The 23,631-nt window shown below is 59.1% G+C and carries 22 protein-coding genes, 4 tRNA genes and 1 riboswitch; of the genes, 8 read left to right on the plus strand and 18 right to left on the minus strand.

Features of this window, described 5'->3' with window-relative positions; genetic code table 11:
* Positions 1 to 2: 2 nt before the first annotated feature.
* Positions 3 to 695 (minus strand): uracil-DNA glycosylase, encoded by a 693-nt coding sequence (gene ung / locus HU806_RS15695; protein ID WP_186612247.1) that lies wholly within the window; start codon positions 693 to 695, stop codon positions 3 to 5.
* Positions 696 to 826: 131 nt separating this feature from the next.
* On the opposite strand from ung, the gene dspII reads away from it, so the two are divergent.
* Positions 827 to 1,939, plus strand: coding sequence for an enoyl-CoA hydratase/isomerase DspII (gene dspII / locus HU806_RS15700; protein WP_186612248.1), 1,113 nt, complete (start codon positions 827 to 829; stop codon positions 1,937 to 1,939).
* Positions 1,940 to 1,962: 23 nt separating this feature from the next.
* Here dspII and cheR read toward each other — a convergent pair whose 3' ends face one another.
* Positions 1,963 to 2,790, minus strand: coding sequence for a protein-glutamate O-methyltransferase CheR (gene cheR, locus HU806_RS15705; protein WP_186612249.1), 828 nt, complete (start codon positions 2,788 to 2,790; stop codon positions 1,963 to 1,965).
* A gap of 55 nt (positions 2,791 to 2,845) precedes the next feature.
* Positions 2,846 to 3,772, minus strand: coding sequence for a chemotaxis protein CheV (locus tag HU806_RS15710; RefSeq protein WP_186612250.1), 927 nt, complete (start codon positions 3,770 to 3,772; stop codon positions 2,846 to 2,848).
* A 78-nt stretch (positions 3,773 to 3,850) separates the two neighbouring features.
* Between HU806_RS15710 and flgA the strand changes: the two genes are divergently transcribed.
* The 4 genes from flgA (at position 3,851) to HU806_RS15730 (ending at position 6,446) form a co-directional block, all read left to right on the plus strand.
* Positions 3,851 to 4,615, plus strand: coding sequence for a flagellar basal body P-ring formation chaperone FlgA (gene flgA / locus HU806_RS15715; protein ID WP_186612251.1), 765 nt, complete (start codon positions 3,851 to 3,853; stop codon positions 4,613 to 4,615).
* 161 nt (positions 4,616 to 4,776) lie between these two features.
* A complete protein-coding gene (flgM, locus tag HU806_RS15720; protein WP_186612252.1) occupies positions 4,777 to 5,091 on the plus strand; it encodes a flagellar biosynthesis anti-sigma factor FlgM in 315 nt (104 codons plus the stop codon).
* A gap of 48 nt (positions 5,092 to 5,139) precedes the next feature.
* A complete protein-coding gene (locus tag HU806_RS15725) occupies positions 5,140 to 5,607 on the plus strand; it encodes a flagellar protein FlgN (RefSeq protein WP_186612253.1) in 468 nt (155 codons plus the stop codon).
* Between the two features lie 92 nt (positions 5,608 to 5,699).
* On the plus strand, positions 5,700 to 6,446 hold the full coding sequence (locus HU806_RS15730; protein ID WP_186612254.1) for a flagellar regulator YcgR PilZN domain-containing protein: 747 nt from the start codon (positions 5,700 to 5,702) through the stop codon (positions 6,444 to 6,446).
* A gap of 63 nt (positions 6,447 to 6,509) precedes the next feature.
* Here HU806_RS15730 and HU806_RS15735 read toward each other — a convergent pair whose 3' ends face one another.
* From HU806_RS15735 to HU806_RS15755, 5 genes are all read right to left on the minus strand, one after another.
* Entirely contained in the window at positions 6,510 to 7,895 is a 1,386-nt protein-coding gene (locus HU806_RS15735; RefSeq protein WP_186612255.1) for an MFS transporter, read from the minus strand.
* A 70-nt stretch (positions 7,896 to 7,965) separates the two neighbouring features.
* On the minus strand, positions 7,966 to 9,207 hold the full coding sequence (locus tag HU806_RS15740; protein WP_186612315.1) for a glutamine synthetase family protein: 1,242 nt from the start codon (positions 9,205 to 9,207) through the stop codon (positions 7,966 to 7,968).
* 246 nt (positions 9,208 to 9,453) lie between these two features.
* Complete coding sequence (locus tag HU806_RS15745; RefSeq protein ID WP_186612256.1) at positions 9,454 to 10,146, minus strand: sensor histidine kinase; 693 nt, start codon at positions 10,144 to 10,146, stop codon at positions 9,454 to 9,456.
* Entirely contained in the window at positions 10,139 to 11,746 is a 1,608-nt protein-coding gene (locus HU806_RS15750) for a tetratricopeptide repeat-containing response regulator (RefSeq protein ID WP_186612257.1), read from the minus strand. The genes HU806_RS15745 and HU806_RS15750 overlap by 8 nt, the downstream gene beginning before the upstream one ends.
* Positions 11,747 to 11,965: 219 nt before the next feature.
* A tRNA-Arg gene (locus HU806_RS15755) sits at positions 11,966 to 12,042 on the minus strand.
* Positions 12,043 to 12,570: 528 nt separating this feature from the next.
* On the opposite strand from HU806_RS15755, the gene HU806_RS15760 reads away from it, so the two are divergent.
* Positions 12,571 to 12,897, plus strand: a complete 327-nt coding sequence (locus HU806_RS15760; protein ID WP_010226671.1) for an Arc family DNA-binding protein — start codon at positions 12,571 to 12,573, stop codon at positions 12,895 to 12,897.
* 123 nt (positions 12,898 to 13,020) lie between these two features.
* On the opposite strand, the gene mgtE is transcribed toward HU806_RS15760, so the two are convergent.
* Positions 13,021 to 14,463: a magnesium transporter gene (mgtE, locus tag HU806_RS15765; protein WP_186612258.1), complete on the minus strand. Its 1,443-nt coding sequence runs from the start codon at positions 14,461 to 14,463 to the stop codon at positions 13,021 to 13,023.
* 323 nt (positions 14,464 to 14,786) lie between these two features.
* Between mgtE and HU806_RS15770 the strand changes: the two genes are divergently transcribed.
* Positions 14,787 to 15,278, plus strand: a complete 492-nt coding sequence (locus HU806_RS15770) for a cell envelope protein SmpA (protein ID WP_186612316.1) — start codon at positions 14,787 to 14,789, stop codon at positions 15,276 to 15,278.
* 40 nt (positions 15,279 to 15,318) lie between these two features.
* On the opposite strand, the gene HU806_RS15775 is transcribed toward HU806_RS15770, so the two are convergent.
* The 7 genes from HU806_RS15775 to ltaE form a co-directional block, all read right to left on the minus strand.
* Positions 15,319 to 15,395, minus strand: a tRNA-Arg gene (locus tag HU806_RS15775).
* Between the two features lie 72 nt (positions 15,396 to 15,467).
* Positions 15,468 to 15,544 (minus strand) — tRNA-Arg (locus tag HU806_RS15780).
* A 107-nt stretch (positions 15,545 to 15,651) separates the two neighbouring features.
* Positions 15,652 to 15,742, minus strand: a tRNA-Ser gene (locus HU806_RS15785).
* 62 nt (positions 15,743 to 15,804) lie between these two features.
* Entirely contained in the window at positions 15,805 to 15,993 is a 189-nt protein-coding gene (gene csrA, locus HU806_RS15790) for a carbon storage regulator CsrA (protein ID WP_003178872.1), read from the minus strand.
* Positions 15,994 to 16,179: 186 nt separating this feature from the next.
* Entirely contained in the window at positions 16,180 to 17,421 is a 1,242-nt protein-coding gene (locus HU806_RS15795) for an aspartate kinase (protein WP_186612259.1), read from the minus strand.
* A gap of 85 nt (positions 17,422 to 17,506) precedes the next feature.
* On the minus strand, positions 17,507 to 20,131 hold the full coding sequence (alaS, locus tag HU806_RS15800) for an alanine--tRNA ligase (protein WP_186612260.1): 2,625 nt from the start codon (positions 20,129 to 20,131) through the stop codon (positions 17,507 to 17,509).
* 146 nt (positions 20,132 to 20,277) lie between these two features.
* Complete coding sequence (gene ltaE / locus HU806_RS15805; RefSeq protein WP_186612261.1) at positions 20,278 to 21,282, minus strand: low-specificity L-threonine aldolase; 1,005 nt, start codon at positions 21,280 to 21,282, stop codon at positions 20,278 to 20,280.
* Between the two features lie 143 nt (positions 21,283 to 21,425).
* Positions 21,426 to 21,594, plus strand: a riboswitch (FMN riboswitch).
* 101 nt (positions 21,595 to 21,695) lie between these two features.
* Here ltaE and HU806_RS15810 point away from each other — a divergent pair.
* On the plus strand, positions 21,696 to 22,205 hold the full coding sequence (locus HU806_RS15810) for a 6,7-dimethyl-8-ribityllumazine synthase (protein WP_186612262.1): 510 nt from the start codon (positions 21,696 to 21,698) through the stop codon (positions 22,203 to 22,205).
* A gap of 58 nt (positions 22,206 to 22,263) precedes the next feature.
* Here HU806_RS15810 and astE read toward each other — a convergent pair whose 3' ends face one another.
* Together astE and HU806_RS15820 are read right to left on the minus strand one after the other, a co-directional pair.
* Complete coding sequence (gene astE / locus HU806_RS15815) at positions 22,264 to 23,271, minus strand: succinylglutamate desuccinylase (protein WP_186612263.1); 1,008 nt, start codon at positions 23,269 to 23,271, stop codon at positions 22,264 to 22,266.
* A 12-nt stretch (positions 23,272 to 23,283) separates the two neighbouring features.
* Positions 23,284 to 23,571, minus strand: a complete 288-nt coding sequence (locus HU806_RS15820) for a hypothetical protein (RefSeq protein WP_003178862.1) — start codon at positions 23,569 to 23,571, stop codon at positions 23,284 to 23,286.
* Positions 23,572 to 23,631: the final 60 nt, after the last annotated feature.

Below are 23,631 nucleotides of genomic sequence, written 5' to 3' on the forward strand. Positions count from 1 at the left end.
ACTCAGACCGGCGGCAATCGCCAGTCGATCGGCTTCTCACCGTTGTGCTCGAGAAACTTGTTGGTCCGGCTGAAATGCCCGCAGCCGATGAAGCCTCGATGGGCCGACAGCGGTGACGGGTGGACCGAGGTCAATACCAGGTGCTTGGTCGCATCGATCAGCTTCTGCTTGCTCTGCGCATGAGCGCCCCACAGCAGGAACACCGAGTGGGGCTGATGCGCGCTGACCACCTCGATGACCTTATCGGTAAAGTGCTGCCAGCCTTTTTTGGCGTGGGCATTGGCGTTGGCGCGTTCCACGGTCAGGGTAGTGTTGAGTAGCAACACGCCTTGGTCAGCCCAATGCTGCAAATAGCCATGGTTGGGAATGTCGATGTTCAGGTCGCGCTTCAATTCCTTGTAGATGTTTACCAGCGACGGCGGTGTCGGCACGCCCGGCTGTACTGAAAAGCAAAGGCCGTGGGCTTGGCCCGGACCGTGATACGGATCCTGGCCCAGTATCACCACCTTGACCTCGTCCAGCGGCGTGGAATTGAGCGCATTGAAGATTAGCGGGGCCGGTGGATAAATCTCCTTGCCCGCCGCATATTCCCCGCGCAGGAACTCGCGCAACTCGGTCATGTAGGGCTGGTCGAACTCGGCACGCAGTGCCTGCTTCCAGCTCGGTTCGAGTTTGATACGATCGTCAGCAGTCATGGTTGCACTCGAAAAAAACAATGGGCGCACCCTAGGAAAGCCTACAGGGCTTGTCAATTGATCTGACGCTGATCCGGCACATTCCCACACAGCGGTCATACTGATCATTCAATTTTCTGATCGAGGTCACGATGAATCTGCACTTCGAAGAACTCACCGGCATCAATGGAGCGCGCCTGGGCATCGCCACCCTGGACGCCGAGAAATCCTTGAACGCCCTGTCGCTGCCCATGATCAACGCCTTGCGCGATCGCCTCGACGCCTGGGCCAGAGAGCCGCAGGTTGTCTGTGTATTGCTGCGCGGCAACGGCGCCAAGGCCTTCTGCGCCGGCGGCGAGGTCCGTAGCCTGGTGGAAGCCTGCCGCGCCCAACCCGGCGAAGTGCCGCCACTGGCTGCGCAATTTTTCGCGGCGGAATACCGGCTGGATTTCAATCTGCATACCTACCCCAAGCCCTTGTTGTGCTGGGGTCATGGCTATGTGCTGGGCGGCGGCATGGGTCTGCTGCAAGGCGCCAGTACGCGGATCGTCACGCCAAGCAGCCGCCTGGCCATGCCAGAAATCAGCATCGGCTTATATCCAGATGTTGGCGCCAGCTGGTTCCTGTCGCGCCTGCCCGGCAAGCTTGGCCTGTTCCTCGGCCTGACCGGCGCCCACATGAATGCCCGGGATGCGATTGACCTGGGCCTGGCCGACCGCTTTTTGCTTGATGAGCAACAGGACGATTTGATCGAGGGTCTCCTGCAGCTCAACTGGCAGGAGCAAACCGAGATGCAGCTCAACAGCCTGCTCAAGGCGCTGGAACAGGAAGCCGTCGGTCAGTTACCGGATGCGCAATGGTTGCCGCGCCGGCAGAAAATCGACGAATGGCTGGACGTCAGTGATGTGCGCTGCGCCTGGAAAGCCCTCAGCTTGCTGCTGGACCATCCGGATCCGCTGATCGCCCGGGCGGCCAAGACCATGACCGAAGGCTCGCCGCTGACGGCGCACCTGGTCTGGGAGCAGATCAGCCGCGCGCGCCATCTGTCATTGGCCGGAGTGTTCCGCATGGAATACACCCTGAGCTTGAACTGCTGCCGTCATCCGGAATTCAGCGAAGGCGTACGGGCGCGGTTGATCGACAAGGATCACAAGCCCCGCTGGCACTGGCCTGACATCAACCATGTGCCCGAAGCGGCAGTCGAGGCGCATTTCCACAAGGCATGGGAGGGGAGGCATCCGTTGGCGGATTTATCCAACGAGTAAACGGCCGCCCCGCAATATACCCATCACTTCGCCTGATAGATGATCCCAGGGCTGCACTGAACCATCTGGTAATGATCCGGCAAGCCGTTCAATGCCTCGGACGCGCCAAGGAACAGATAGCCGCCCGGCTTCAGGGTGCCGTGGATACGCAGCAGGATGTCCTTCTTCACTTCAGCGGAGAAATAGATCAACACGTTGCGGCAGAACACGATGTCGAACTTGCCCAGGCTGGCGTAGCTGTCGAGCAGGTTGAACGAGCGGAACTCCACTCGGCTCTTGATGGGCGCCTTGACCACCCATTTGCCCGGCCCTTTCGGGTCGAAGTAACGTTGCAAGCGATCAGGCGACAGGCCACGGCCAATGGCCAGGCTGTCGTACTCGCCGGTCTTGCAGTTGTTGAGCATGGTCCCCGACAGATCGGTGGCGACGATTTGTACGCCCATCTTCAACTGGCCGATGTTGGTCCTTTCGAACTCGTCGATGGACATCGACAGCGAATAAGGCTCCTGCCCCGACGAACAGGCCGCCGACCAGATACGCAAGCGTTGGCCCGGGCTGGCCTTGATGGCCGCCGGCAAAACTCTGTTCTTCAATACTTCGAAGGGATAGGTGTCACGAAACCACAGGGTTTCGTTGGTGGTCATAGCGTCCACTACCATTTCGCGCAAACCGCTGCGCGGTTGGGTCTGGATACGCTGGACCAGTTCGCCCAATGATTTGATGCCCTGCTGTTCCATCAATTTATTGAGACGGCTAGACACCAGGTATTGCTTGTTTTCACCAAGCAAGATGCCACAGGCTTTTTCCAGGAAGACCCGGAACTGTTCGAAATCCAAATTACCCGTAGACAAGATACCGCCTCTTTTCACTGTATTGACTTGCCGGGCGCACAACGCGCCCGACCTTTTAACCTGCTGACTTGATGCGTTCGACCACCCGGGAAGCCAGGTCGTCGGGTCGGAACTTGGCCAGGAAGTCATCGGCACCGACCTTCTTGACCATCGCCTGGTTGAACACCCCGGACAATGAAGTATGCAAGATGATGTGCAGCTTTTGCATACGCGGATCGCTGCGGATCTCCGATGTCAGCGTGTACCCGTCCATCTCCGGCATCTCGATATCGGAGATCATCATCAGGAATTCTTCTTCCGGTTTCTTGCCTTCCTCGACCAGCTTGCGCAGGTAATCCAGCGCTTGCCGTCCGTCGTTCAGGGCGACCACTTCGACGCCGATCGTTTGTAGACAACGGGTGACCTGCTTGCGTGCCACCGATGAATCGTCGACGGTCAGCACTCGCAGCGAAATCGCCTTGTGCTGGGTCTCGGCATCCACTACACCGACCGAAATCGCCTCTGGGGTCGGCGCCACTTCGGCGAGGATCTTCTCCACGTCGATGATTTCCACAAGCTGGTTGTCGACTCGCGTCACCGCCGTCAGGTAGTGGTCGCGGCCAGTGCCCTTGGGCGGCGGGTGGATCTCCTCCCAGTTCATGTTGACGATGCGCTCCACCGATCGCACCAGAAACCCTTGGGTCTTGGTGTTGTACTCGGTGATGATCACGAATGGGTTGCTCTGGTCCAGCAGCCGGCCAGAACCGGTTGCCATTGCCAGGTCGAGAATCGGGATGGTCGCTCCCCGGATATTCGCCACACCGCACACGACGGGACTGGACTTCGGCATCAACGTCAGCTTAGGGCATTGCAGCACTTCGCGGACCTTGAATACGTTGATCCCATACAGTTGTTGGCCATCGAGACGGAACAACAACAGCTCCAGGCGATTCTGACCGACCAGCTGTGTACGCTGGTTTACCGAATCCATCACTCCCGCCATGCCCTGACTCCTACCTAACGCTAATGTGTCCGACGCGCATTCATCACTAAACGGCACGGGGCTTGCTATTGAACCGGCATGAACGCACAAACGACATTTTCTCGACGCCTGACCACTCACTGCCGCCACTGGCTCGGTGCGTTGCTGGCTGCCTGCCTGCTCGCTTCGGGCAGTCCTGCCCTTGGTGCAGCTGCGGTAACCTTGCCTGATCTCCTTATCGGCGTCACTCAGGGCTTTCTTGAGTTCACCGTAGAAGACTATCTGGCAACCAGTCAAACCGAAGGTCGTTACGAGATCGAAGTCAACCAGCTCGACCCGCGCCTGCGCATGCCAATGTGTGACAAGGAATTGACTGCCTCGCTAGAGAGTCCGGCCAGGCCCTTGGGGCGCGTCACAGTGAAGGTTCGTTGTGACAGTGCCGCGCCCTGGACGGTGTTCGTGCCCGCTCAAGTGCGCCTGTTTCGCGAAATTGTCACCACCACTCGCCCGCTCAAGCGCGCCGGGATTGTCGAGCCTCAGGATGTAGTGCTGCGTGAACGTGATGTCAGCCAGATTACCCAGGGTTTCCTGACCTCCGTCGATCAGGCCATCGGGCAGAAACTTGTCCGACCAATGGTCACTGATCAGGTCGTTACCCTCGTGCACCTGGAACAAGCCGAAGTGGTCCGCAAGGGCGATCAGGTCGTGATCACCGCGCGCAGCGGCACGCTGGCCGTGCGGATGCCCGGCGAAGCCCTGTCCAATGGCGGCATGCGTGAACAGATTCGAGTGAAAAACCTCAACTCCCAACGGGTCATCAAGGCGCAAGTGATCGCGCCGGGCCAAGTGGAAGTGGCTATGTAAGGAGGGTGACAGGCTGGCGCTTGACCTCGGTGTTCCCTAGACTGTGCCTTACGCAAAGGCAAGCGCAGACGTGCGCACGTTCATTTGATAAATGAGCCTAAAGTTTATTTGGGAATGGCCGAAAACATGGCAAGCGTCCAAATACCCAGAGGTTTTTTACCATGGTCATCGATTTCAACCGTCTAAACAGCTCTTCGCCCACGACAGGCACCACACGCACCAGCGCCAGCAAGGAAACCGTCGACATCGACAAATCCAAGCCAGCCGAAAAAGCTACTACTGTCAGCAACGGGGAGTCGGTACACCTCAGCAATGAGGCTCAGCAGTTGCAAAAGGTCACTGACAAGCTGCGCGATCAACCTGTCGTCGACAACGCCCGCGTGGCGCAGTTGAAAGCAGCAATCGCCGATGGCAGCTACCAAGTCGACAGCAACCGTGTAGCCAGCAAACTGCTCAATTTCGAAGCCCAGCGCTAGGCCGCAGCCTGCGCCAGGCTTTTGGACGCTTAAGACCCAAGGCCAGCCATGCACGACACTCATTTATTGCAACTGATCCACGACGACTTTGCTCCAGCGCAACAATTGCTGGAGCTGCTGCAGACCGAATCCCTGGCACTGCACGGTCGCGACATGCCCCTGCTGGAAAATATTCTGGCGCAGAAACAGGCATTGATCATTTTGCTCGATCAGCATGGCCGCAAGCGCAGCGAGATTCTTGCCAGCCTCAACCTGCCCGCCGACAATAGCGGCCTTGAGCGGCTGGCGAGCCAATCATCGATTGGCGATCAACTGTTATCCCAGAGCGCAGCGCTCACTGATTTGCTCAGCCAGTGCCAGGCCGCCAACGCTCGAATCGGTCAATCCATCCAGATGCAGCAGGCCGCTACGGCCAACCAGTTGCGCATCCTCAATGGTGGTGAAATCCCTACGCTTTATGACGCTCGCGGTTCGACCGCAAAACTGGTCAAGCACCGCCCGCTCAGCCAGGCATGAAGGGAACGATGCCTGCGCACTATCAACGCGCGCTACATGCTGGCAAAATGCTGGCTCTTTGTAGTCGTATTTTGCCTGGAGATTGACCTACCGTGTTCAATGCCCCAAACGCGGATGATGCTCCGCAGCCACCGAAGGTCCTCAACACCCCTCTGGAAATCTCCGGCAACCTGCGGATGCTGCAAGATAGCCATGACCCGCTGATCATCACCTTCCATGAGCGCAGCCAGCGCTTCCAGAGCTATCTGGTGGATGTCGACCGCGAAAGCAATACCCTGGCCCTGGATGAAATGATCCCCCGTGACGGCGAGCGTTTCCTGCTGGCGGGCGAGCCGTTTCGAGTCGAGGGTTTCCATGATGGCGTGCGCATCGCGTGGGAAGGCAACGGCGCGCTGACCATCCAGGAGTCGAAAGACGGACGCTGCTATCGCGGCGCCCTGCCTGATGAAGTGGTTTATCACCAACGTCGCAACGCTTTCCGCGCCGCCCTGAAACTGGCGCAGCTGGTGAATGTGGAGTTGGGGGGCGACAAGCTGAAGTCTCCGGTGAACGGCAAGTTACTGGATATCTCCGCGACCGGCTGCAAGCTACGCTTCGATGGCGACATCACCGAACGGCTGCAACTGGGCCAAGTCTACGAGCGTTTTATCGCCGCCTTGCCTTTCGGCAACATGACCGCGCCGGTGGAACTGCGCTATCTGCATTTTGAAGAGCGCATCAATACCACTTTTGCCGGTATTCGCTTTCACAATATCAGCGGCTTGGTACAGCGTCAGGTCGAGCGTTTCGTGTATCAATTACAGCGTGAAGCCCGTCGGTTCGATAAAGACGATTTCTAATTTTCGCGGGCATAAAAAAACGGGCAATCCTTACGAGGGATTGCCCGTTTTTTTATGCCAGGCTCAAGGCCTTGCCCGAGTGAAATCGGAGGGTGGAGGTTCATCGTCGGCCCCTTCGATGACCGGCTCCAATTCCGGCTCAGGCTCGGGCTCAGGCTCGGGCTCAGGCTCGACGTCCGGATTGGGCGACGTCTGCATCTGCTCCTGCACAACCTGCTCGTCGACCCGCGGATCGAGGCACGCCACCAAGGGTGAACTGGTCATGTTGTCCGGCATGGCCACATGGTGCAGCGGCGCATCATCGACCTGATGCAGATTGGTGACCGCTTTAGGCCGGATCCGCCACACCAGGATCAACGCAAACAAGGCGAAAAAGCCGTAGAGCATCTGGCTGCCATACAACTTCATCAGCACCCCGGCCACCAGCGGGCCAATACTGGCGCCAACGCCGTAGGTCACCAGCAACATGGCCGTCAGCGACACCCGGCGATCACCTTCGACATGGTCGTTAGAGAACGCCACCGCTAGTGGATACAGGCAAAACTGCACCAGGGAACAGAAGAATCCCGCCACGAACAACACTTCCAGCGGCACCTTCGGCAGGATGGCCAACGGCAGCGCGCACACCACCAGGATCAGCGCGAAGCAGCGGATCAACAGCGCCCTGTCGTAACGATCCGATAGCCAGCCCAGCGGCCATTGCACCAGCAGCCCGGCAAAAATGCAGCTACCCATGAACAGACCGACCTGTTCGGTGGTCAGGCCCTGCTGGGAGGCATACAGTGGCGCCAGGCCGTAGAAGGAGCCGACGATCAGCCCGGAACCCAGGACCGTGGTCAACGACTGCGGCACGCGCTTGATAAAGAAACGCGGCTCCATGGGCGCTGGATGCAGCGGCGCCGGGTGAATCCGCCGGGTCAGCGCAACCGGCACCAGGCACAGGGCGAAGCACAACGCCACCAGCATCAGCAATTCCAATCCAAGGGCCGGGTGCATGACCAGAATCAATTGCCCCAGCACCAGCCCCAGGTACGAGGCGATCATGTAGCCGCTGAACACCACCCCGCGCTGCTTGGCCTCGGCCTGCTCGTTGAGCCAACTCTCGATGACCATGTACTGGCACATCATGCCCAGGCCAACAATCATCCGCAGCACGATCCAGGCCGGCAGCCAATTTATCAGCCCATGTCCCAATACCGCCGCGCCGACGATTCCGGCGCAGGCCGAATAGGCGCGAATATGCCCGACGCGGGCAATCAGTCGGTGACCGATCTTGCCGCCCAGCACCAGGCCGAAATAGTTCGCGGCCATCAGCGCACCGACCCATAGGCTGTCGACGTGGTCGGCGGCCAAGCGCAAGGCCAGGTAAGTACTCAGGAGGCCCGAGCCGATGAGCATCATCAGCGAGGAAAAATAAAGCGCTCGAAAAGGTTTCCAGATTTGGCGCATCGGCGTTCCGAGCGGCTCCTTGAGGTGAGTGAGGGCTATCTATTGAAGGTAGCCCGAATGCGACGGTTCGTTATGCCTGGGCCGCTAGGACACGCCGCTCCCAGGGAGTGATTTCGTCAAAGAAACTGGTCAGTTCCATGGTCTTCGAAGCGATGTAACCTTCGATGAACTCGGCACCGAACAGTTCCTTCGCCAACTGGCTACGCTTGAGACGTTCGAGGGCCGCGTGCAAGGTACACGGCAGGGACAAATTATCCGGCACCTCGAATTCGCCTTGGATCACAGCGCTCGGCTCAAGTTGGTTCTCGATGCCATGAAGGCCCGCCGCCAAGCTTGCGGCAATCGCCAGGTAAGGGTTGGCGTCGGCACCCGGCAAGCGGTTCTCGACCCGTCGGGCCTGCGGCGCACTGGCGGGAATGCGCAACCCGGCGGAACGATTGTCATGGGACCAGCACGCGTTGTTTGGCGAGGCGAATGGATGACACAACCGATGGTAGGAGTTCACGTTCGGTGCGAACAGCGCAGTGAAATCCGCCATGCCGGCCTGCTGCCCGCCAATGAAGTGCCGGAAAGCGGCCGTCGGCTCCCCCGCCTCGTCGCTGAATACATTACGACCGCTGCCCAGCTCAACCACGCTCTGATGGATATGCATCGAGCTGCCCGGGGTATGGGCCAGGGGCTTGGCCATACAGACCACGGTCAGGCCGTGCTTGAGGGCGACCTCCTTGAGCAGATGCTTGAACAGGAACGTCTGGTCGGCGAGCAACAACGGATCGCCATGGAGCAGATTGATCTCGAACTGGCTCACGCCCATTTCATGCATGAAGGTATCGCGGGGCAACCCCAGCGCCGCCATGCATGCGTAGACTTCGTTGAAAAACGGGCGCAAGCCGTTGTTGGAACTCACACTGAACGCAGACTGGCCGTCTTCGCGGCGGCCATCGAGCCCCACCGGCGGCAGGAATGGCTGGGTGGGGTCCGGGTTGGGTGCGAACACGAAAAATTCCAACTCGGTAGCCACCACCGGCGCCAAGCCGCGAGCTGCATACCGGGCGATCACCGCTTTGAGCTGGCCACGTGTGGAGAGTCGCGAGCTTTCGCCGGTCAGCTCATCGGCGTCGCAAATAGCCAAGGCCCGCGGCGACTGGCTCCACGGCAAGCGATGGACTTGCCTTGGATCAGCGACCAGCGCCAGGTCGCCATCGTCGCTACCGTAAAAACGCGACGGCGGGTAACCGCCCATGATGCATTGCAGGAGCACGCCTCGCGCCATCTGCAACCGCCGGCCCTCCAAAAAGCCCTCGGCGGTCATTACCTTGCCCCTGGGCACGCCATTCAAATCCGGCGTGACACATTCAATCTCATCAATGCCCGTCAGTCGCTGCGCGAGTGAACGCTGGCCATCGGTCGTCATGACGCAATCCTTGTTATGTGCGAGCCGCGAACGGCAACCCGTACAAAATAGGCTCCAGCTGTTCGGAATATCAAGCGCCTGAAAACAATAAACACCGGCGCAGAGAAGACCATATGCATCACCGGCGCTATTGGCGCAACGGGCTCAAGGCAAGTAAAGCCTGAACACCCCGCCACCCAGCACACCGCCATTGGCAATCTCGGTACGCCCGCTCAAACCGCCACGCTGATGCAGCCCGGCAATTCTCGCCGCGAAATACAGGCCCAGCCCGGTGCTGCCACTGCTGTGGTTGATGCCCTGGACGTATTCGGCCTGGCGCTCGATCATTTCGGGCGGATAACCCTCACCGTCGTCATTGATGGTCAGCACCAGTTGCCCGGCCTCGTCGCTCACGCTGATCAACACGGTCTGCCGAGCGTGGCGAATGGCGTTGTTGATCATGTTATCAAGCACAGAAGCAATCAACTCGCGATCGAAGAAACCCAGCGGGCTCAGCGGATCGACTTCATAAGTGGCCATGATCCCGCGACTGCGGAACACGTCCTGATGGCCGGCCAGTTGCGCTTCGATGAAATCATCCAGCTCGTGATAGGCCGGATGCAGCGGCAACTGATTGACGCCGAGTTTGTACAACCCCAGCAGCTGCACCAGCAAGCCATTGAGATGGGCGAACTCGAAATCCATCACACCCTGCTCCGAGGTTTGCCGCTCGGGTTCTGGCAAGCGCTCGAGCCATTGCGTATGGGCCTGCATGAGCAAGGTCAGGGAGTTTTTCATGTCGTGCACGGTAGACGCGATCACCGTGGAAAAATCGAGCGCCTGTTCGCTGTCATTCATCGCCAAATGCCTTGCTTCGCAGTTTCTGATAACGCGCATGACGCGCATCGGTGTCGGGCATCATGCCCACCAGTTTCAGGCAGGCGCGGCATTCCTGCAGCAGCTCCGATTCCACGCTGGTATCGGTGCCATGCAACAACGACTGCGCCATGTTCAGGGCAATACTGATGTTCTTCGGCTGCATCTTCAGGGCACGACGGAACAGCTCTCGCGCCTCAGGCAACGCGCCGGTCTTGTAGACGCGCACGCCCTCACGGTTCAGCTCGGCGGCGGCGTTGCCCTGGTTGAGGATGTTGGGGTCATCGGTCAGCTTGGCGATACCCTGCATCACGGCTGGGTCATCGCCATAAATTTCCGCGCAGTTCTTGAGCATCGACTCGCCGGCGCTGGTCTGCCCAAGCATCTGCAACTGCTTGGCAACCAGCAAAGCGGCTTCGGCACTCATGAACTGTTCCATGCCGTCGAGGCGCTGCAAGGCCTGCTCGGTCAGCTTCTCGGCGGTTTCGGCATCGTTGAGCAGCAGACTCGTGGCCTTCATCAAGCGCGCCCGGACCTGTAACCCTGGATCGCTGGGATTTTCCTTCGCCACGGCACTAAGCGTCGTGTTGATTTCCAGCCGGGTACGCGTGTCCAGGCCTTTCTCGCTACCCTTGCTGATCAACGCGTGGGCCAGGCCGAGATTGCTTTCCGGATCCTTGAAGCGCGACTGCGCACCCTGCCCGACCGCCTGGCGATAGGCTTTCGACGCGGTCTCGTAGTCTTCATTGGTCATTGCCAGCTTGCCCAGCAACGATTGCCGGCGCACCGCCAGCGGTGACAAGCGAACCGCTTCTTCCAGTACGTGTTGCGCCTGTTTCGTATCGCCTTCCGCCACCAGTACTTCAGCCATGCCGTCATATAAGGCCGGCATCATCGGGAATACTTTCAAAGCCTTCTCATAAACATCCTTGGCCTGAAGGACCTGACCGCGCTTGAACAACAATTTTCCCAGCCCCGCGTACGCCCATGGCAATGGGCGGTCCGCAAGAATGGTGTTGTAGAGGCGCTCCAGCGCTTCGTTCTGATTCAAGTCGCGCAACGCATCGGCTCGATAGCGCAGGCACAACGGTCCGTAGCGTGGATCCTGCTTGCACAGCGCGATGCAGGCGTTGAGCACTTCCATCGGCTTGCCACGATCAAGGGCTTGCAGGATCGGTTTGAGCAGCGTTTTGCGCTGCTCCAGGCGCTCCAGGCGCTGGGCCAGGCCGGAGCGATTGAACGGTTTGGTCAGGTACGCATCCGGCTCGTGCTCCAAGGCACTTAGCACCATCGCCTGGCTGCTTTCGGCAGTCACCATGAGGAACACGCTTTCATGGCTGATGAGCTTTTCGACCATCAGGTCTTCCAGCACTTGCTGGCCATTCTTGCGGCCATCGCCCAAATGATAGTCCTGCAGAATAAAGTCATAGCGCTTTTGCGAGCACATGCGCAGCGCCACCTCACCGGTGTCGGCGGTATCCACGTCCTTGACGCCCAGCTCACGCAACATAGACCGGACAGAACTGCGGAAATCCGAGAAATCATCGACGATCAGAAAACTTTTTTGGTGGTACGCGAGCATCGAGGATGTCCAGGCAAATAAGAAGATGAACTCAATGGCAAAACAACGAAACACCGCCCCGCAGCCCGGCGACGCGCGCAAAGGATAGACACTCGCAGCGCACAGCGCGAGCCAATCCAGAACCTCGGGGCGTCAGGAAAACGGGCTCATCGGGTTATCGGCAGCGGTTGGCGTTCCGTTAAGGGGATCGAGAGAGACTTGCAGGGCGGGGCAGGAATATGGTGTCCCAGGGCAGGTTCGAACTGCCAACCTTCCCCTTAGGAGGGGGATGCTCTATCCAATTGAGCTACTGAGACACAAGTCGACCGCGAGAACCGCGGTGCGTTGGACGGCGAGCATGTTAACGGCCAGCCCTGCGTTTGTCATGTCGTCCATGTTTTTAAGTGTAGGCAAATGGTGCGGCTCGGTAGCCGCTGCGATCGCATCCCTAGAGAATGCGACCGCCATTCATCCGCCCCACAGCATCCCGGCCTAGTAAATCGGCCATTTGCCACTATCCTATACAGAACAAGGACGGCAGAGGTTTCGCTCCGTACCGGTTATCCGCCCAACGGTATGGCACAACGACACGATGCAGTGGTCACAAATGCGGAACCTGTGTGTTTTTTCAAACCAGTCCGCATTTTTTGATGAAGGGTACTGGCATAACGCCTTTACGCGGATCAGAATTTGTCACAGAATTGGCGCCAATGATCTGGCAATTTTGAGGCATGATGCGGGCCTCTTAACAATTCAGGTTGAACATTTGGCTGCAGACCTTGTCCTATCGACATCCTGCGGCCAATCCCGAGAACCGCTTCCCTGAACTAACCGGTTAAATAAATATGCGCCCAATGAAACAGGCAATTTATTCCAGCCGTACGGCTGACAAGTTCGTCGTACGTCTGCCAGACGGAATGCGGGAACGCATTGCCGAGGTGGCTCGTAATCATCACCGCAGCATGAACTCCGAAATCATCGCGCGCCTAGAGCAAAGCCTGATTCAGGAAGGTGCCTTGGGTGAAGAGCTGAGCATGCGCCTGGACAGCCCGGAGCTGTCGTTGCATGAGCGCGAGTTGCTTCAACGCTTCCGACAACTCTCCCATCGCCAGCAAAACGCCCTCGTTTCGCTGATCGCTCACGACGCCGAAATGGCCGCAGACGCGTCCTGATCGCAACCCAGACATTAAAGCCAGCCTTGTGCTGGCTTTTTTTGGGCTTCAATTCGGCATTTGATTGCAAAGTCATCGCCCAGAAAAAACCCGCCAATCAGGCGGGCTTCTTTTATGAGGTGCTCAGAGCAGGAAAATCGTCGCCAAACCCAAGAAAATAAAGAAACCGCCACTGTCCGTCACGGCGGTAATCATCACACTGGCCCCCATTGCCGGGTCGCGCCCCAGACGAGCCAAGGTCATCGGGATCAATACTCCCATCAGCGCGGCCAACAGCAGGTTGAGCGTCATCGCGGCAGTCATGACCACACCTAGTGACCAGCTGCCATATAGCAGATACGCCACCACGCCGATCACCCCACCCCAGATCACGCCGTTGATCAAGGACACTGCCAATTCCTTGCGCATCAATCGCGAGGTATTGCCGGTGCTGACCTGGTCCAGCGCCATGGCGCGAACGATCATGGTAATGGTCTGGTTGCCGGAATTACCACCGATACCGGCAACGATCGGCATCAACGCAGCGAGTGCCACCAGCTTCTCGATGGAGCCTTCAAACAGGCCGATGACGCGGGAAGCGACAAAAGCCGTAATCAGGTTGATCGCCAGCCAGGCCCAACGGTTACGTAGGGATTTCCAGACCGAGGCGAATATATCTTCTTCTTCGCGCAGACCGGCCATGCTGAGGACTTCGCTTTCGCTTTCCTCACGGATCAGGTCAACCATTTCGTCGATCGTGAGACGGCCGATCAGCTTGCCGTTCTTGTCCACCACCGGCGCGGAAATCAAGTCATAACGCTCGAACGCCTGGGCGGCATCGTAGCCATTTTCGTCCGGGTGGAAACTCACCGGATCGCTGGCCATGACCTCGGCCACTTGCTTCTCTGGGTCATTGACGAGCAAGCGCTTGATGGGCAGCACGCCCTTGAGCACGCCGTCGTAATCGACCACGAAGAGTTTATCGGTATGCCCCGGCAGCTCCTTGAGGCGACGCAGGTAGCGCAAGACCACTTCAAGGCTGACGTCTTCGCGGATGGTCACCATCTCGAAGTCCATCAGCGCACCGACCTGCTCCTCGTCATAGGACAACGCCGAGCGCACACGCTCCCGCTGCTGGCCATCGAGGGCTTCCATCAGCTCATGGACAACGTCGCGCGGCAGTTCGGGGGCAAGGTCGGCGAGTTCGTCGGCGTCCATCTCCTTCGCGGCGGCCAGCAACTCGTGATCATCCATGTCGGCGATCAAGGTCTCACGGACCGAGTCGGACACTTCGAGCAGAATGTCACCGTCGCGATCAGCCTGAACCAGTTGCCAGACCGTCAGACGCTCTTCCAGGGGCAAGGCTTCAAGGATGTAGGCGACGTCGGCTGAGTGCAGGTCATCGAGCTTGCGCTGCAACTCGACGAGATTCTGCCGGTGGACCAGGTTCCCGACCCGGTCGGAGTGAGGGCCTTCCTGGCGATGCGTCAGGTCTTCGACGACCCGCTGGCGATGCAGCAGCTCAACGACTTGAGCGAGGCGATCCTGAAGGCTTTCCTGCGTTTTTTTTACTTCTACTTCGGTCATAGGCGAACTCCACTCCCAGCAGTGGACCACGCCGGAAGGATCAATCAGTCAATTCATGATTGGCAAAACGGGATATTGAGTAACTACTGGGTAAGTCCATGAAGATATTCCAAAGCCCCGGCGGGGCTGACGGGCGCAATCATACACCGCTTGACGCCGTAAAACGTTAAAAAATCATGGCAAGAACAAGCGCTTGCGAGACAAACCTGGACACAGGCTAAACCTCGGCATTTACGACGACTCATCTTGAAAATAAAACACACGCCAGGGCAAAAACCCAGCGGCTACCCTTTCATTTCTACGTCAAGGAGGACGCCAGGATGATGTCGCCAAGTCACTGTCTATTTTTGCTCGCCGCCCTGCCCTGCCTGCCTTTATGGGCTACCGAGCAAAACGTGCATCGCTGCGAGAACGTCGCCGGGCAGGTTACGTTTACGAGTTTGAGTTGCGAAGCAGGCGAGACCCTGTCGCTGCAGCAGATTCATTCGTTCACGCCGAGCCACGCCGAGCCGATGCTGCCCGAAGCGGAACCCCGTCAAACATCCGGCAACAAAACCAGGCGCAAGGAACCGACCATTGTTGGCCAGTTCGAAGACAACTGCGGAAATCTGATCAACGCCGGCCAGCGCCGCGAAGCCATCATCGATCAACGCATCATCGCCGGCATGAGCCAGCAGGATGTCATCAGCGCGCTGGGCAAGCCCGACACGATCAGGGTTCGGAATTCGAGTACGCGGTATACCTACAAAGCGAAGAAAGGCCGTAGTACAGAAGTCGTATTCGATGAGAAAGGATGTATAAAAGGCAAATCGTAGACAGCAAAAAGCCCGCATTGAATGCGGGCTTTTTGGTGTTTGGTGCACTCGACAGGATTCGAACCTGTGACCGCTCGGTTCGTAGCCGAGTACTCTATCCAGCTGAGCTACGAGTGCAGATTGTGGTTTTATACCAGATCACAACTGGTTGAAGCCAAGTTATTTGCATCGCTGCAAGCAACTCTTAAATGGTGCACTCGACAGGATTCGAACCTGTGACCGCTCGGTTCGTAGCCGAGTACTCTATCCAGCTGAGCTACGAGTGCATTTGTTGCCGCGCATTATAGGTCGCCGAATCTTTTTGTAAAGCGCTTTTTTCAGTAATTTCAATCACTTACCGATCAAGCCAGACTACAGCGCACTAAACGAATAATGGCGGAGAACGGGGGATTCGAACCCCCGACACCCTTTTGAGGTGTACTCCCTTAGCAGGGGAGCGCCTTCGGCCACTCGGCCAGCTCTCCGCAACACGGGGCGTATATTAACCACCTTCATCCCCGTTTGCAAACATAAAAATCGATAAAAATTAATGGCTTGGTTCGTCGTCCTTCTCTTTCTTGATACGCAGGTAAATTTCCTCCCGATGCACAGCGACCTCTTTCGGGGCGTTGACGCCGATACGTACTTGGTTTCCTTTGACGCCGAGCACGGTCACGGTGATTTCGCCATCGCCAATAATCAGGCTTTCTGCACACCGACGAGTCAGAATCAGCATACCTTTCTCCTCACGCAATTCACTTAAGGGACAACAGTCTGCAAAAAAAAGGCATGGGACCTACAACCGAAACGGTCGCAGCCTACAGGCCTAGTATTGACCAGCGCGCGCAAAAGAACAGTTTTGGGGGCACGCCATGCAGAAAAACAAAGGGCGCGGTCAACGCCGCGCCCTCAGTACAACGCCTTACTCGCCCTGTCGGGCAGCAGCGTCGAGTTCAAAAGCCGTGTGCAGGGCGCGCACGGCCAACTCCAGGTACTTCTCTTCGATCACCACGGACACCTTGATTTCCGAGGTGGAGATCATCTGGATATTGATACTTTCCTTGGCCAGGGACTCGAACATGCGGCTAGCCACGCCTGCGTGGGAACGCATGCCGACACCGACGATCGAGACCTTGGCGATCTTGGTATCGCCCACCACTTCCCGGGCGCCGATCTCGACAGCCGTCTTTTTCAGCACGGTTTCAGCAGATTGGTAGTCGTTGCGGTGCACGGTGAAGGTGAAATCGGTGGTGTTATCGTGCGCGACGTTCTGCACGATCATGTCCACCTCAATGTTGGCGGCACTGATCGGGCCGAGAATCTTGAAGGCCACGCCGGGAGTGTCTGGCACACCACGGATGGTCAGCTTGGCTTCATCGCGGTTGAAAGCGATGCCGGAGATGATCGGCTGTTCCATGGATTCCTCTTCATCAATAGTAATGAGGGTGCCCGGACCCTCTTTGAAGCTGTGCAGAACGCGCAGCGGAACGTTGTACTTGCCGGCGAATTCGACCGCGCGGATCTGCAACACCTTGGAACCGAGGCTGGCCATTTCCAGCATCTCTTCGAAGGTAATCTTGTCCAGGCGCTGAGCCACGGGGACAACCCGCGGATCGGTGGTGTAGACGCCATCCACATCGGTGTAGATCTGGCACTCGTCAGCCTTGAGGGCTGCCGCCAGCGCCACGCCGGTGGTATCGGAACCGCCACGGCCCAGGGTGGTGATATTGCCGTGCTCGTCCACGCCCTGGAAGCCGGCGACAACCACAACGCGACCGGCCTTCAGGTCACCGCGAATTTTCTGGTCGTCGATCTGCAGGATACGCGCTTTGTTGTGCGCACTGTCCGTCAGGATACGAACCTGGTTGCCGGTGTAGGACACCGCCGGCACGCCACGCTTGATCAGGGCCATGGCCAGCAAGGCGATGGTCACCTGCTCGCCAGTGGACACGATCACGTCCAGCTCGCGGGGGACCGGTTGCTGGTCGCCGCTGATTTGCTTGGCCAGATCGATCAGACGGTTGGTCTCGCCGCTCATTGCCGACAGCACGACCACCAGGTCGTCGCCCGCATCACGGAATTTCTTAACCTTGTCGGCGACTTGCTCGATTCTCTCGACGGTGCCGACCGAGGTGCCTCCAAATTTCTGTACGATCAAAGCCATTTCAAAGCCGCCTCTGCCCATGAAGGGCGCCCAATAATCAATCAACAGCGGTCGGGCCCACGCTTGGCGAGCCCGGAGCGCTGCCTTAAATACCCTGCTCTACAAATGCAACGGTCTGGGCCAGTGCCGCGTCCAGGGCGCTGGCGTCGGTACCGCCGCCTTGCGCCATGTCCGGACGACCACCGCCCTTCCCGCCCACTGCCGCAGCGGCCTGCTTCATCAAATCACCGGCTTTGAGTTGGCCAGTCAGGTCTTTGGTCACGCCTGCGACGAGAACGACCTTTTCCTCATGGACACCGCCGAGCAGGATCACTGCGCGGCCGAGTTTGTTTTTCAGTTGATCGACCAGCGCCAGCAGCGCCTTGCCGTCCTGGCCATCGAGACGCACGGCCAGCACCTTCACGCCCTTGACATCCACGGCCTGGGCCGACAGATCGTCGCCCGCGGCGCTGGCGGCCTTGGCCTGCAACTGCTCGAGTTGCTTTTCCAGCAGGCGGTTGCGCTCCAGCACAGCCGAGAGCTTGTCGATCAGGTTGTCACGGCTGCCCTTGATCAGGCTCGCCGCTTCCTTGAGTTGTTCTTCCGCCGCATTGAGGTACGCCAGCGCCGCAGCGCCGGTGACCGCCTCGATACGCCGCACGCCGGAAGCCACGCCGCCTTCGCTGATGATCTTCAGCAGGCCGATGTCACCGGTGCGACTGGCGTGGATGCCACCGCACAGCTCCACGGAGAAATCACCGCCCATGCTCAGCACGCGCACGTTGTCGCCATATTTTTCACCGAACAGCGCCATGGCGCCCTTGCGCTTGGCGGTCTCGATGTCGGTTTCCTCGGTTTCTACCGGGGAGTTCTTGCGGATTTCGGCATTGACGATGTCTTCCAGCGCCTTGAGTTGCTCCGGCTTGATCGCTTCGAAATGGCTGAAGTCGAAACGCAGGCGCTGGCTGTCCACCAACGAGCCCTTCTGCTGGACATGTTCGCCCAGCACTTGGCGCAACGCGGCGTGCAGCAAATGCGTGGCGGAGTGGTTCAGCGACGTCGCATGACGAACTTCGGCATCGACATGAGCGGCCACGGGTGCGGCGATCATCAGGCTGCCGGAGGCCAGCACGCCGTGATGCAGGAACGCGCCGCCGGTCTTGGTGGTGTCGCGCACATCGAAGCGCGAATTGCCAGCCTGCAAGTAGCCGCTGTCGCCGATCTGGCCACCGGACTCGGCGTAGAACGGCGTCTTGTCCAGTACGATCACGCCTTCTTGGCCTTCGCTCAGGATGTCGACCGATTGTCCGTCCTTATAGATCGCGACGATCTTGGCCGAGCCGGTGGTCGCGGCGTAACCGGTGAACTCGGTTGCCACGTCAACCTTGACCAGGCTGTTGTAGTCCATGCCGAAAGAACTGGCGGAACGCGCACGCACGCGCTGGGCTTGCATCTCGCGCTCGAAACCTTCCTCGTCGAGGGTCAGGTTGCGTTCGCGGGCGATGTCGCCGGTCAGGTCCATCGGGAAGCCATAGGTGTCGTACAGCTTGAACACCACATCGCCCGGAACCACGTTGCCCTTGAGCTCGGCCAGGTCCTGCTCGAGGATTTTCAGGCCCTGCTCCAGGGTCTTGGCAAACTGCTCTTCTTCGCCCTTGAGCACGCGCTCGATGTGCGCCTGCTGGGACTGGAGTTCCGGGAAAGCCTCGCCCATCTCGGCCACCAGCGCGGCGACGATCTGATAGAAGAAGCTGCCCTTGGCGCCCAGCTTGTTGCCGTGACGGCACGCGCGACGAATGATCCGGCGCAGCACGTAGCCACGGCCTTCGTTGGATGGCAGCACACCATCGGCAATCAGGAAGCCGCACGAACGGATGTGGTCCGCCACCACTTTGAGCGAAGCCTGGTTGTCGTTGGAGCAACCGATGGCCTTTGCCGAAGCGCTCAACAGGCTTTGGAACAGGTCGATTTCATAGTTGGAATGAACGTGCTGCAGCACCGCACTGATCCGCTCCAGGCCCATGCCGGTGTCCACCGACGGCGCTGGCAACGGATGCAACACGCCATCGGCGGTGCGGTTGAATTGCATGAAGACGTTGTTCCAGATCTCGATGTAGCGGTCGCCGTCTTCTTCCGGCGAGCCGGGTGGGCCGCCCCAGATGTCGGCGCCGTGATCGTAGAAAATCTCGGTGCAAGGGCCGCATGGGCCGGTGTCGCCCATGGTCCAGAAGTTGTCGGACGCGTAAGGCGCGCCTTTGTTGTCGCCGATGCGCACCATGCGCTCAGCCGGGACACCGACCTCTTTGGTCCAGATGTCATAGGCTTCGTCATCCGTCGCGTAGACCGTGACCCAGAGCTTTTCCTTGGGCAGGTTCAGCCACTTCTCGGAGGTCAGGAAGTTCCAGGCGAAGGTGATGGCGTCGCGCTTGAAGTAGTCGCCGAAGCTGAAGTTACCCAGCATTTCGAAGAAGGTGTGGTGACGAGCGGTATAGCCGACGTTTTCCAGGTCGTTGTGCTTGCCGCCGGCGCGGACGCACTTCTGGCTGCTCACCGCACGGGTGTAGGCACGTTTTTCCTGGCCCAGGAAGCAGTCCTTGAACTGGTTCATCCCCGCGTTGGTGAACAGCAGGGTCGGGTCGTTGCCCGGAATCAAAGAGCTGGAGGCTACTCGGGTGTGGCCTTGCTCTTCGAAGAAGCGAAGGAAGGCTTCACGGATTTCTGCGCTTTTCATTAGGTTCTTCCACGGAGGCTGCGGCCAAAGGCCTGTGCAAAACGTCAACAGACGAAGCAACGGCAAAGGGCCGCATTATATCGGCCCTTTGCGTGGGGTACAGCGTGTTTATGCGATAGAAACTGTCAATTGGCTCGCCGGGGCGATCAGTTGCGGGAAAAGTCGACGAAAGTGTCGATGACCTGGTCGATCTGCCCGGCGCTGACGTCCATGTGGGTCACCATGCGCAAACGGGGCGCGGCACTGAGCTTGATGCCACGTTCCGCGGCGAATGCCTTGATCGCCTCGGCCCGCTCGCCAAGCTGTGCGTAAACCATGTTGGTCTGCACGGGCTCGACGTCATAGCCTGCCGCACGCAAGCCGTCGGCGAGCCGCTGGGCATTGGCGTGATCATCGGCCAGGCGCTGGACCTGATGCTCCAGGGCATACAGCCCCGCCGCCGCGAGGATCCCGGCCTGGCGCATGCCGCCACCGACCATCTTGCGCAGCCGCCGGGCCTTGCCGATCAGCTCGACGCTGCCACACAGCACCGAGCCAATGGGCGCACCCAAGCCCTTGGACAGGCACACCGACACCGAATCGAAATGCTGGGTTATCTCGCGTGCGTCGACGTTCAGCTTGACCGCGGCGTTGTACAACCGCGCCCCGTCCAGGTGCAGCGCCAAGCCATGTTCCTGGGTGAAACGCCGGGCCCGAGCCAGGTATTCCAGCGGCAGCACCTTGCCCTGCATGGTATTTTCCAGGGCCAGCAGGCGGGTGCGGGCAAAGTGGAAGTCATCGGGTTTGATCGCCGCAGCCACGTGGGTCAGGTCCAGCGAGCCATCAGCCTGTACCTCGAGAGGCTGGGGCTGGATCGAACCGAGCACCGCCGCACCGCCCCCTTCGTATTTGTAGGTGTGGGCCTGCTGGCCGACGATGTATTCGTCGCCGCGCTCACAATGAGCCATCAACCCCAGCAGGTTGCTCATGGTACCGGTCGGCACGAACAGCGCCGCCGCGAAGCCAAGGCGCTCGGCGAGTTCGGCTTCAAGGCGATTGACGGTCGGGTCCTCACCGTAGACGTCGTCGCCGGTTGGCGCATTGGCCATGGCATCGAGCATGCCGGCGGAAGGTTGGGTGACCGTGTCGCTGCGAAGATCGATAACACTCATGAATCTGGCCTCGGGTGCGGGTGGGGAGAATTCCCTTTCGAAGGGCAATTACTGCGGGCATGGCGATGAATAATCAAGCCAGTTGCCCATGCGCTGCACCGAAATATGTGTTAAAAATCCTCCGCCGCCAACCACGGCGACAAAAACGTTCTCAGGGCGGGGTGCAACTCCCCACCGGCGGTAATTGCGCGCAATGCGCATAGCCCGCGAGCGCTTGGCACTCACCACTTTCTTGCGGTGCAGCGACAAGGTCAGCAGACCCGGTGCGATCCCGGGGCCGACGGTCATAGTCCGGATGAAGAGAGAACGGGATTGACACCCAAGGGCCGCCTGCGACTGTCTTGTGCGCTGCGTACCCTCGAATCCCCTTCGATTCATGACGCCCTGTTTTTCACACAAACAGGAACCAGAACATGCAACCCACTGCAATCGACAGTAAAACCAAAACCCATCCGGGCGAGCGCGTCGCGTTCATCCAGGCCTGCTGGCACAAGGAAATCGTCGACCAGAGCCGTAAGGGCTTCGTCGCCGAGATGATCAGCCAGGGTTATCAGGAAAGCGACATCGACTTCTTCGAGGTTGGCGGCGCCTTTGAAATCCCGTTGCACGCCAAGCTGCTGGCAAAGTCCGGCCGGTACGCCGGCATCGTCGCTGCAGGCTTGGTAGTGGATGGCGGCATCTACCGTCACGAATTCGTCGCCCAATCGGTGATCAGCGGCCTGATGCAGGTCCAATTGGAAACCGAAGTGCCGGTGTTTTCGGTCGTGCTCACGCCGCATCACTTTCATGCAGGCGAAGAACATCAGAAATTCTTCTTCGAGCATTTCGTGCACAAGGGCCAGGAAGCGGCGAAGACCTGCGCTGATACGCTGCACAAGACCCGGGCATTGCGCCGCAGCGAGCAGCGCGCCCTAGCAGTCTGAGGCCGATTCGATCGTGGGGGCGGCCTTGCTCGTTCCCACGACCGAGTCGACGCTGGACTCAGGCCAGGTTTTCATCCGTCGCCGGCACGATCAGAATCCCGGCGCGCAAGCCATTCTTGACCTTGGGGTTCGGGAAAATGATCCGGGCACCGTCCTCTTCGATCACCCAACGAGTCTGGGCGATGTCCTCGGCCAGCACATAACCTTTTTCAAGCTCGGAAAAATTCTCGATGTCCGCCGGCAAGTTCAGGCGGAAGCTATCGCTGTGCTTGATGATTTCCCGGGCGACGCTGAACAGTTGCAAGCCATCGAGGCCTTCATCCAGCTCCGGCTCGTTGCCTTCAATGATCTGTTGCAGGCGGGTTTCCAGCAAGCTGACGTTAACCCCGTTGTTCTGCCCAAACGGCCGGGCCTTGCCCAATTCCAGGGTGAAAGACTCGACGCCGAGCTGATCATAGGTGTAGGCGCTGAACACGATGGACGGCTTGTTCTGCAGCAACACCGCCTCCATGCCCGCCGCGCGCAGGCGCGCCAGTTCGCGACGTGAATGCGGACGGCCTTCCTTCCACGGATACAGGGCGAACTGCTCGATCTTCGAGCCGCGAATGGCAGTGTGCAGGTCGTAATGCAGACGGCTGCGGTCCGGCACGCTGAAAAAACTCGCGGCCAGCCGTTCAAGTTCACACGCTCGCAACGCTTCGGGGCCGCCGCTCAATTCGTGGCGGCCATTGAACAGCCGGTTGACGTCCTGCTCGACGAAGCGCTCTGCGCGACGGATGGCCTCGGGATTGCCGAACAGGAACAGAATGCGCGCCCGAGGCTTCAGGTCGCCGCGGGCAATGCCATGCAACAGGCGGTCGAGCAATTCGATCGGCGCGGTTTCGTTGCCGTGGATTCCGGCCGATAGCAGCAGGTCCAGGCCGTTATCCCGGGCTTCGGGCGGCTTGACCTCAAGCGCGCCTTCGCTCAACCAGCGCATCCGTACGCCTTCGACAGTCAGTTGAGTCTTCTCCGCCGGTTCACGGCCGGCGAGCGTCAGTTCAAGCAGTTTGCCGAGGGCGAGCATAGCGCGGGTTCCTTAATGGTCGTGGCCGCAATCCGGGCCATGGACATGGTCATCATCGCCGACGTCGGCCGGTTCCATTTCCAGTTGCAGGCTGACCAGGTTGGTCGCCAATGGACGCAGCAGCAGGTTGGCGTATTCCTCATCCCCTTCCTCGACGTCGACGCCGATCAGCAACTGGCCCCGGCCGTCCTGCTGGATCCACAGTTCCTTGCCTTGCCACATCACTGCGACGCGAGTGCAGGAAGTTTCCAGTTGCGTGCCGTCGGTGTCTTCAAGGATCAGCTGCAGGGTATCGCTCATGTCTTTACATTCTCGCTGGGGGTAAGGCAACGCGCCCTGCTTTGACTGTAGTCAGGTCGC

This window comes from Pseudomonas sp. SWRI154, assembly GCF_014268645.1.
Classification (GTDB): domain Bacteria; phylum Pseudomonadota; class Gammaproteobacteria; order Pseudomonadales; family Pseudomonadaceae; genus Aquipseudomonas; species Aquipseudomonas marvdashtae.

Bases quoted from the DNA above. Each gene is read 5' to 3' on its own strand.
- ltaE (WP_186612261.1), bottom strand. From the start codon at position 21,282: ATGAGTGTTATCGATCTTCGCAGCGACACGGTCACCCAACCTTCCGCC.
- csrA (WP_003178872.1), bottom strand. From the start codon at position 15,993: ATGCTGATTCTGACTCGTCGGTGTGCAGAAAGCCTGATTATTGGCGAT.
- HU806_RS15770 (WP_186612316.1), top strand. From the start codon at position 14,787: ATGTCGCCAAGTCACTGTCTATTTTTGCTCGCCGCCCTGCCCTGCCTG.
- HU806_RS15820 (WP_003178862.1), bottom strand. From the start codon at position 23,571: ATGAGCGATACCCTGCAGCTGATCCTTGAAGACACCGACGGCACGCAA.
- HU806_RS15735 (WP_186612255.1), bottom strand. From the start codon at position 7,895: ATGCGCCAAATCTGGAAACCTTTTCGAGCGCTTTATTTTTCCTCGCTG.
- HU806_RS15710 (WP_186612250.1), bottom strand. From the start codon at position 3,772: ATGGCGGGAGTGATGGATTCGGTAAACCAGCGTACACAGCTGGTCGGT.
- flgA (WP_186612251.1), top strand. From the start codon at position 3,851: ATGAACGCACAAACGACATTTTCTCGACGCCTGACCACTCACTGCCGC.
- HU806_RS15745 (WP_186612256.1), bottom strand. From the start codon at position 10,146: ATGAATGACAGCGAACAGGCGCTCGATTTTTCCACGGTGATCGCGTCT.
- HU806_RS15810 (WP_186612262.1), top strand. From the start codon at position 21,696: ATGCAACCCACTGCAATCGACAGTAAAACCAAAACCCATCCGGGCGAG.
- astE (WP_186612263.1), bottom strand. From the start codon at position 23,271: ATGCTCGCCCTCGGCAAACTGCTTGAACTGACGCTCGCCGGCCGTGAA.
- HU806_RS15750 (WP_186612257.1), bottom strand. From the start codon at position 11,746: ATGCTCGCGTACCACCAAAAAAGTTTTCTGATCGTCGATGATTTCTCG.
- ung (WP_186612247.1), bottom strand. From the start codon at position 695: ATGACTGCTGACGATCGTATCAAACTCGAACCGAGCTGGAAGCAGGCA.
- HU806_RS15740 (WP_186612315.1), bottom strand. From the start codon at position 9,207: ATGACCGCCGAGGGCTTTTTGGAGGGCCGGCGGTTGCAGATGGCGCGA.
- HU806_RS15725 (WP_186612253.1), top strand. From the start codon at position 5,140: ATGCACGACACTCATTTATTGCAACTGATCCACGACGACTTTGCTCCA.
- mgtE (WP_186612258.1), bottom strand. From the start codon at position 14,463: ATGACCGAAGTAGAAGTAAAAAAAACGCAGGAAAGCCTTCAGGATCGC.
- HU806_RS15795 (WP_186612259.1), bottom strand. From the start codon at position 17,421: ATGGCTTTGATCGTACAGAAATTTGGAGGCACCTCGGTCGGCACCGTC.
- HU806_RS15760 (WP_010226671.1), top strand. From the start codon at position 12,571: ATGCGCCCAATGAAACAGGCAATTTATTCCAGCCGTACGGCTGACAAG.
- flgM (WP_186612252.1), top strand. From the start codon at position 4,777: ATGGTCATCGATTTCAACCGTCTAAACAGCTCTTCGCCCACGACAGGC.
- dspII (WP_186612248.1), top strand. From the start codon at position 827: ATGAATCTGCACTTCGAAGAACTCACCGGCATCAATGGAGCGCGCCTG.
- alaS (WP_186612260.1), bottom strand. From the start codon at position 20,131: ATGAAAAGCGCAGAAATCCGTGAAGCCTTCCTTCGCTTCTTCGAAGAG.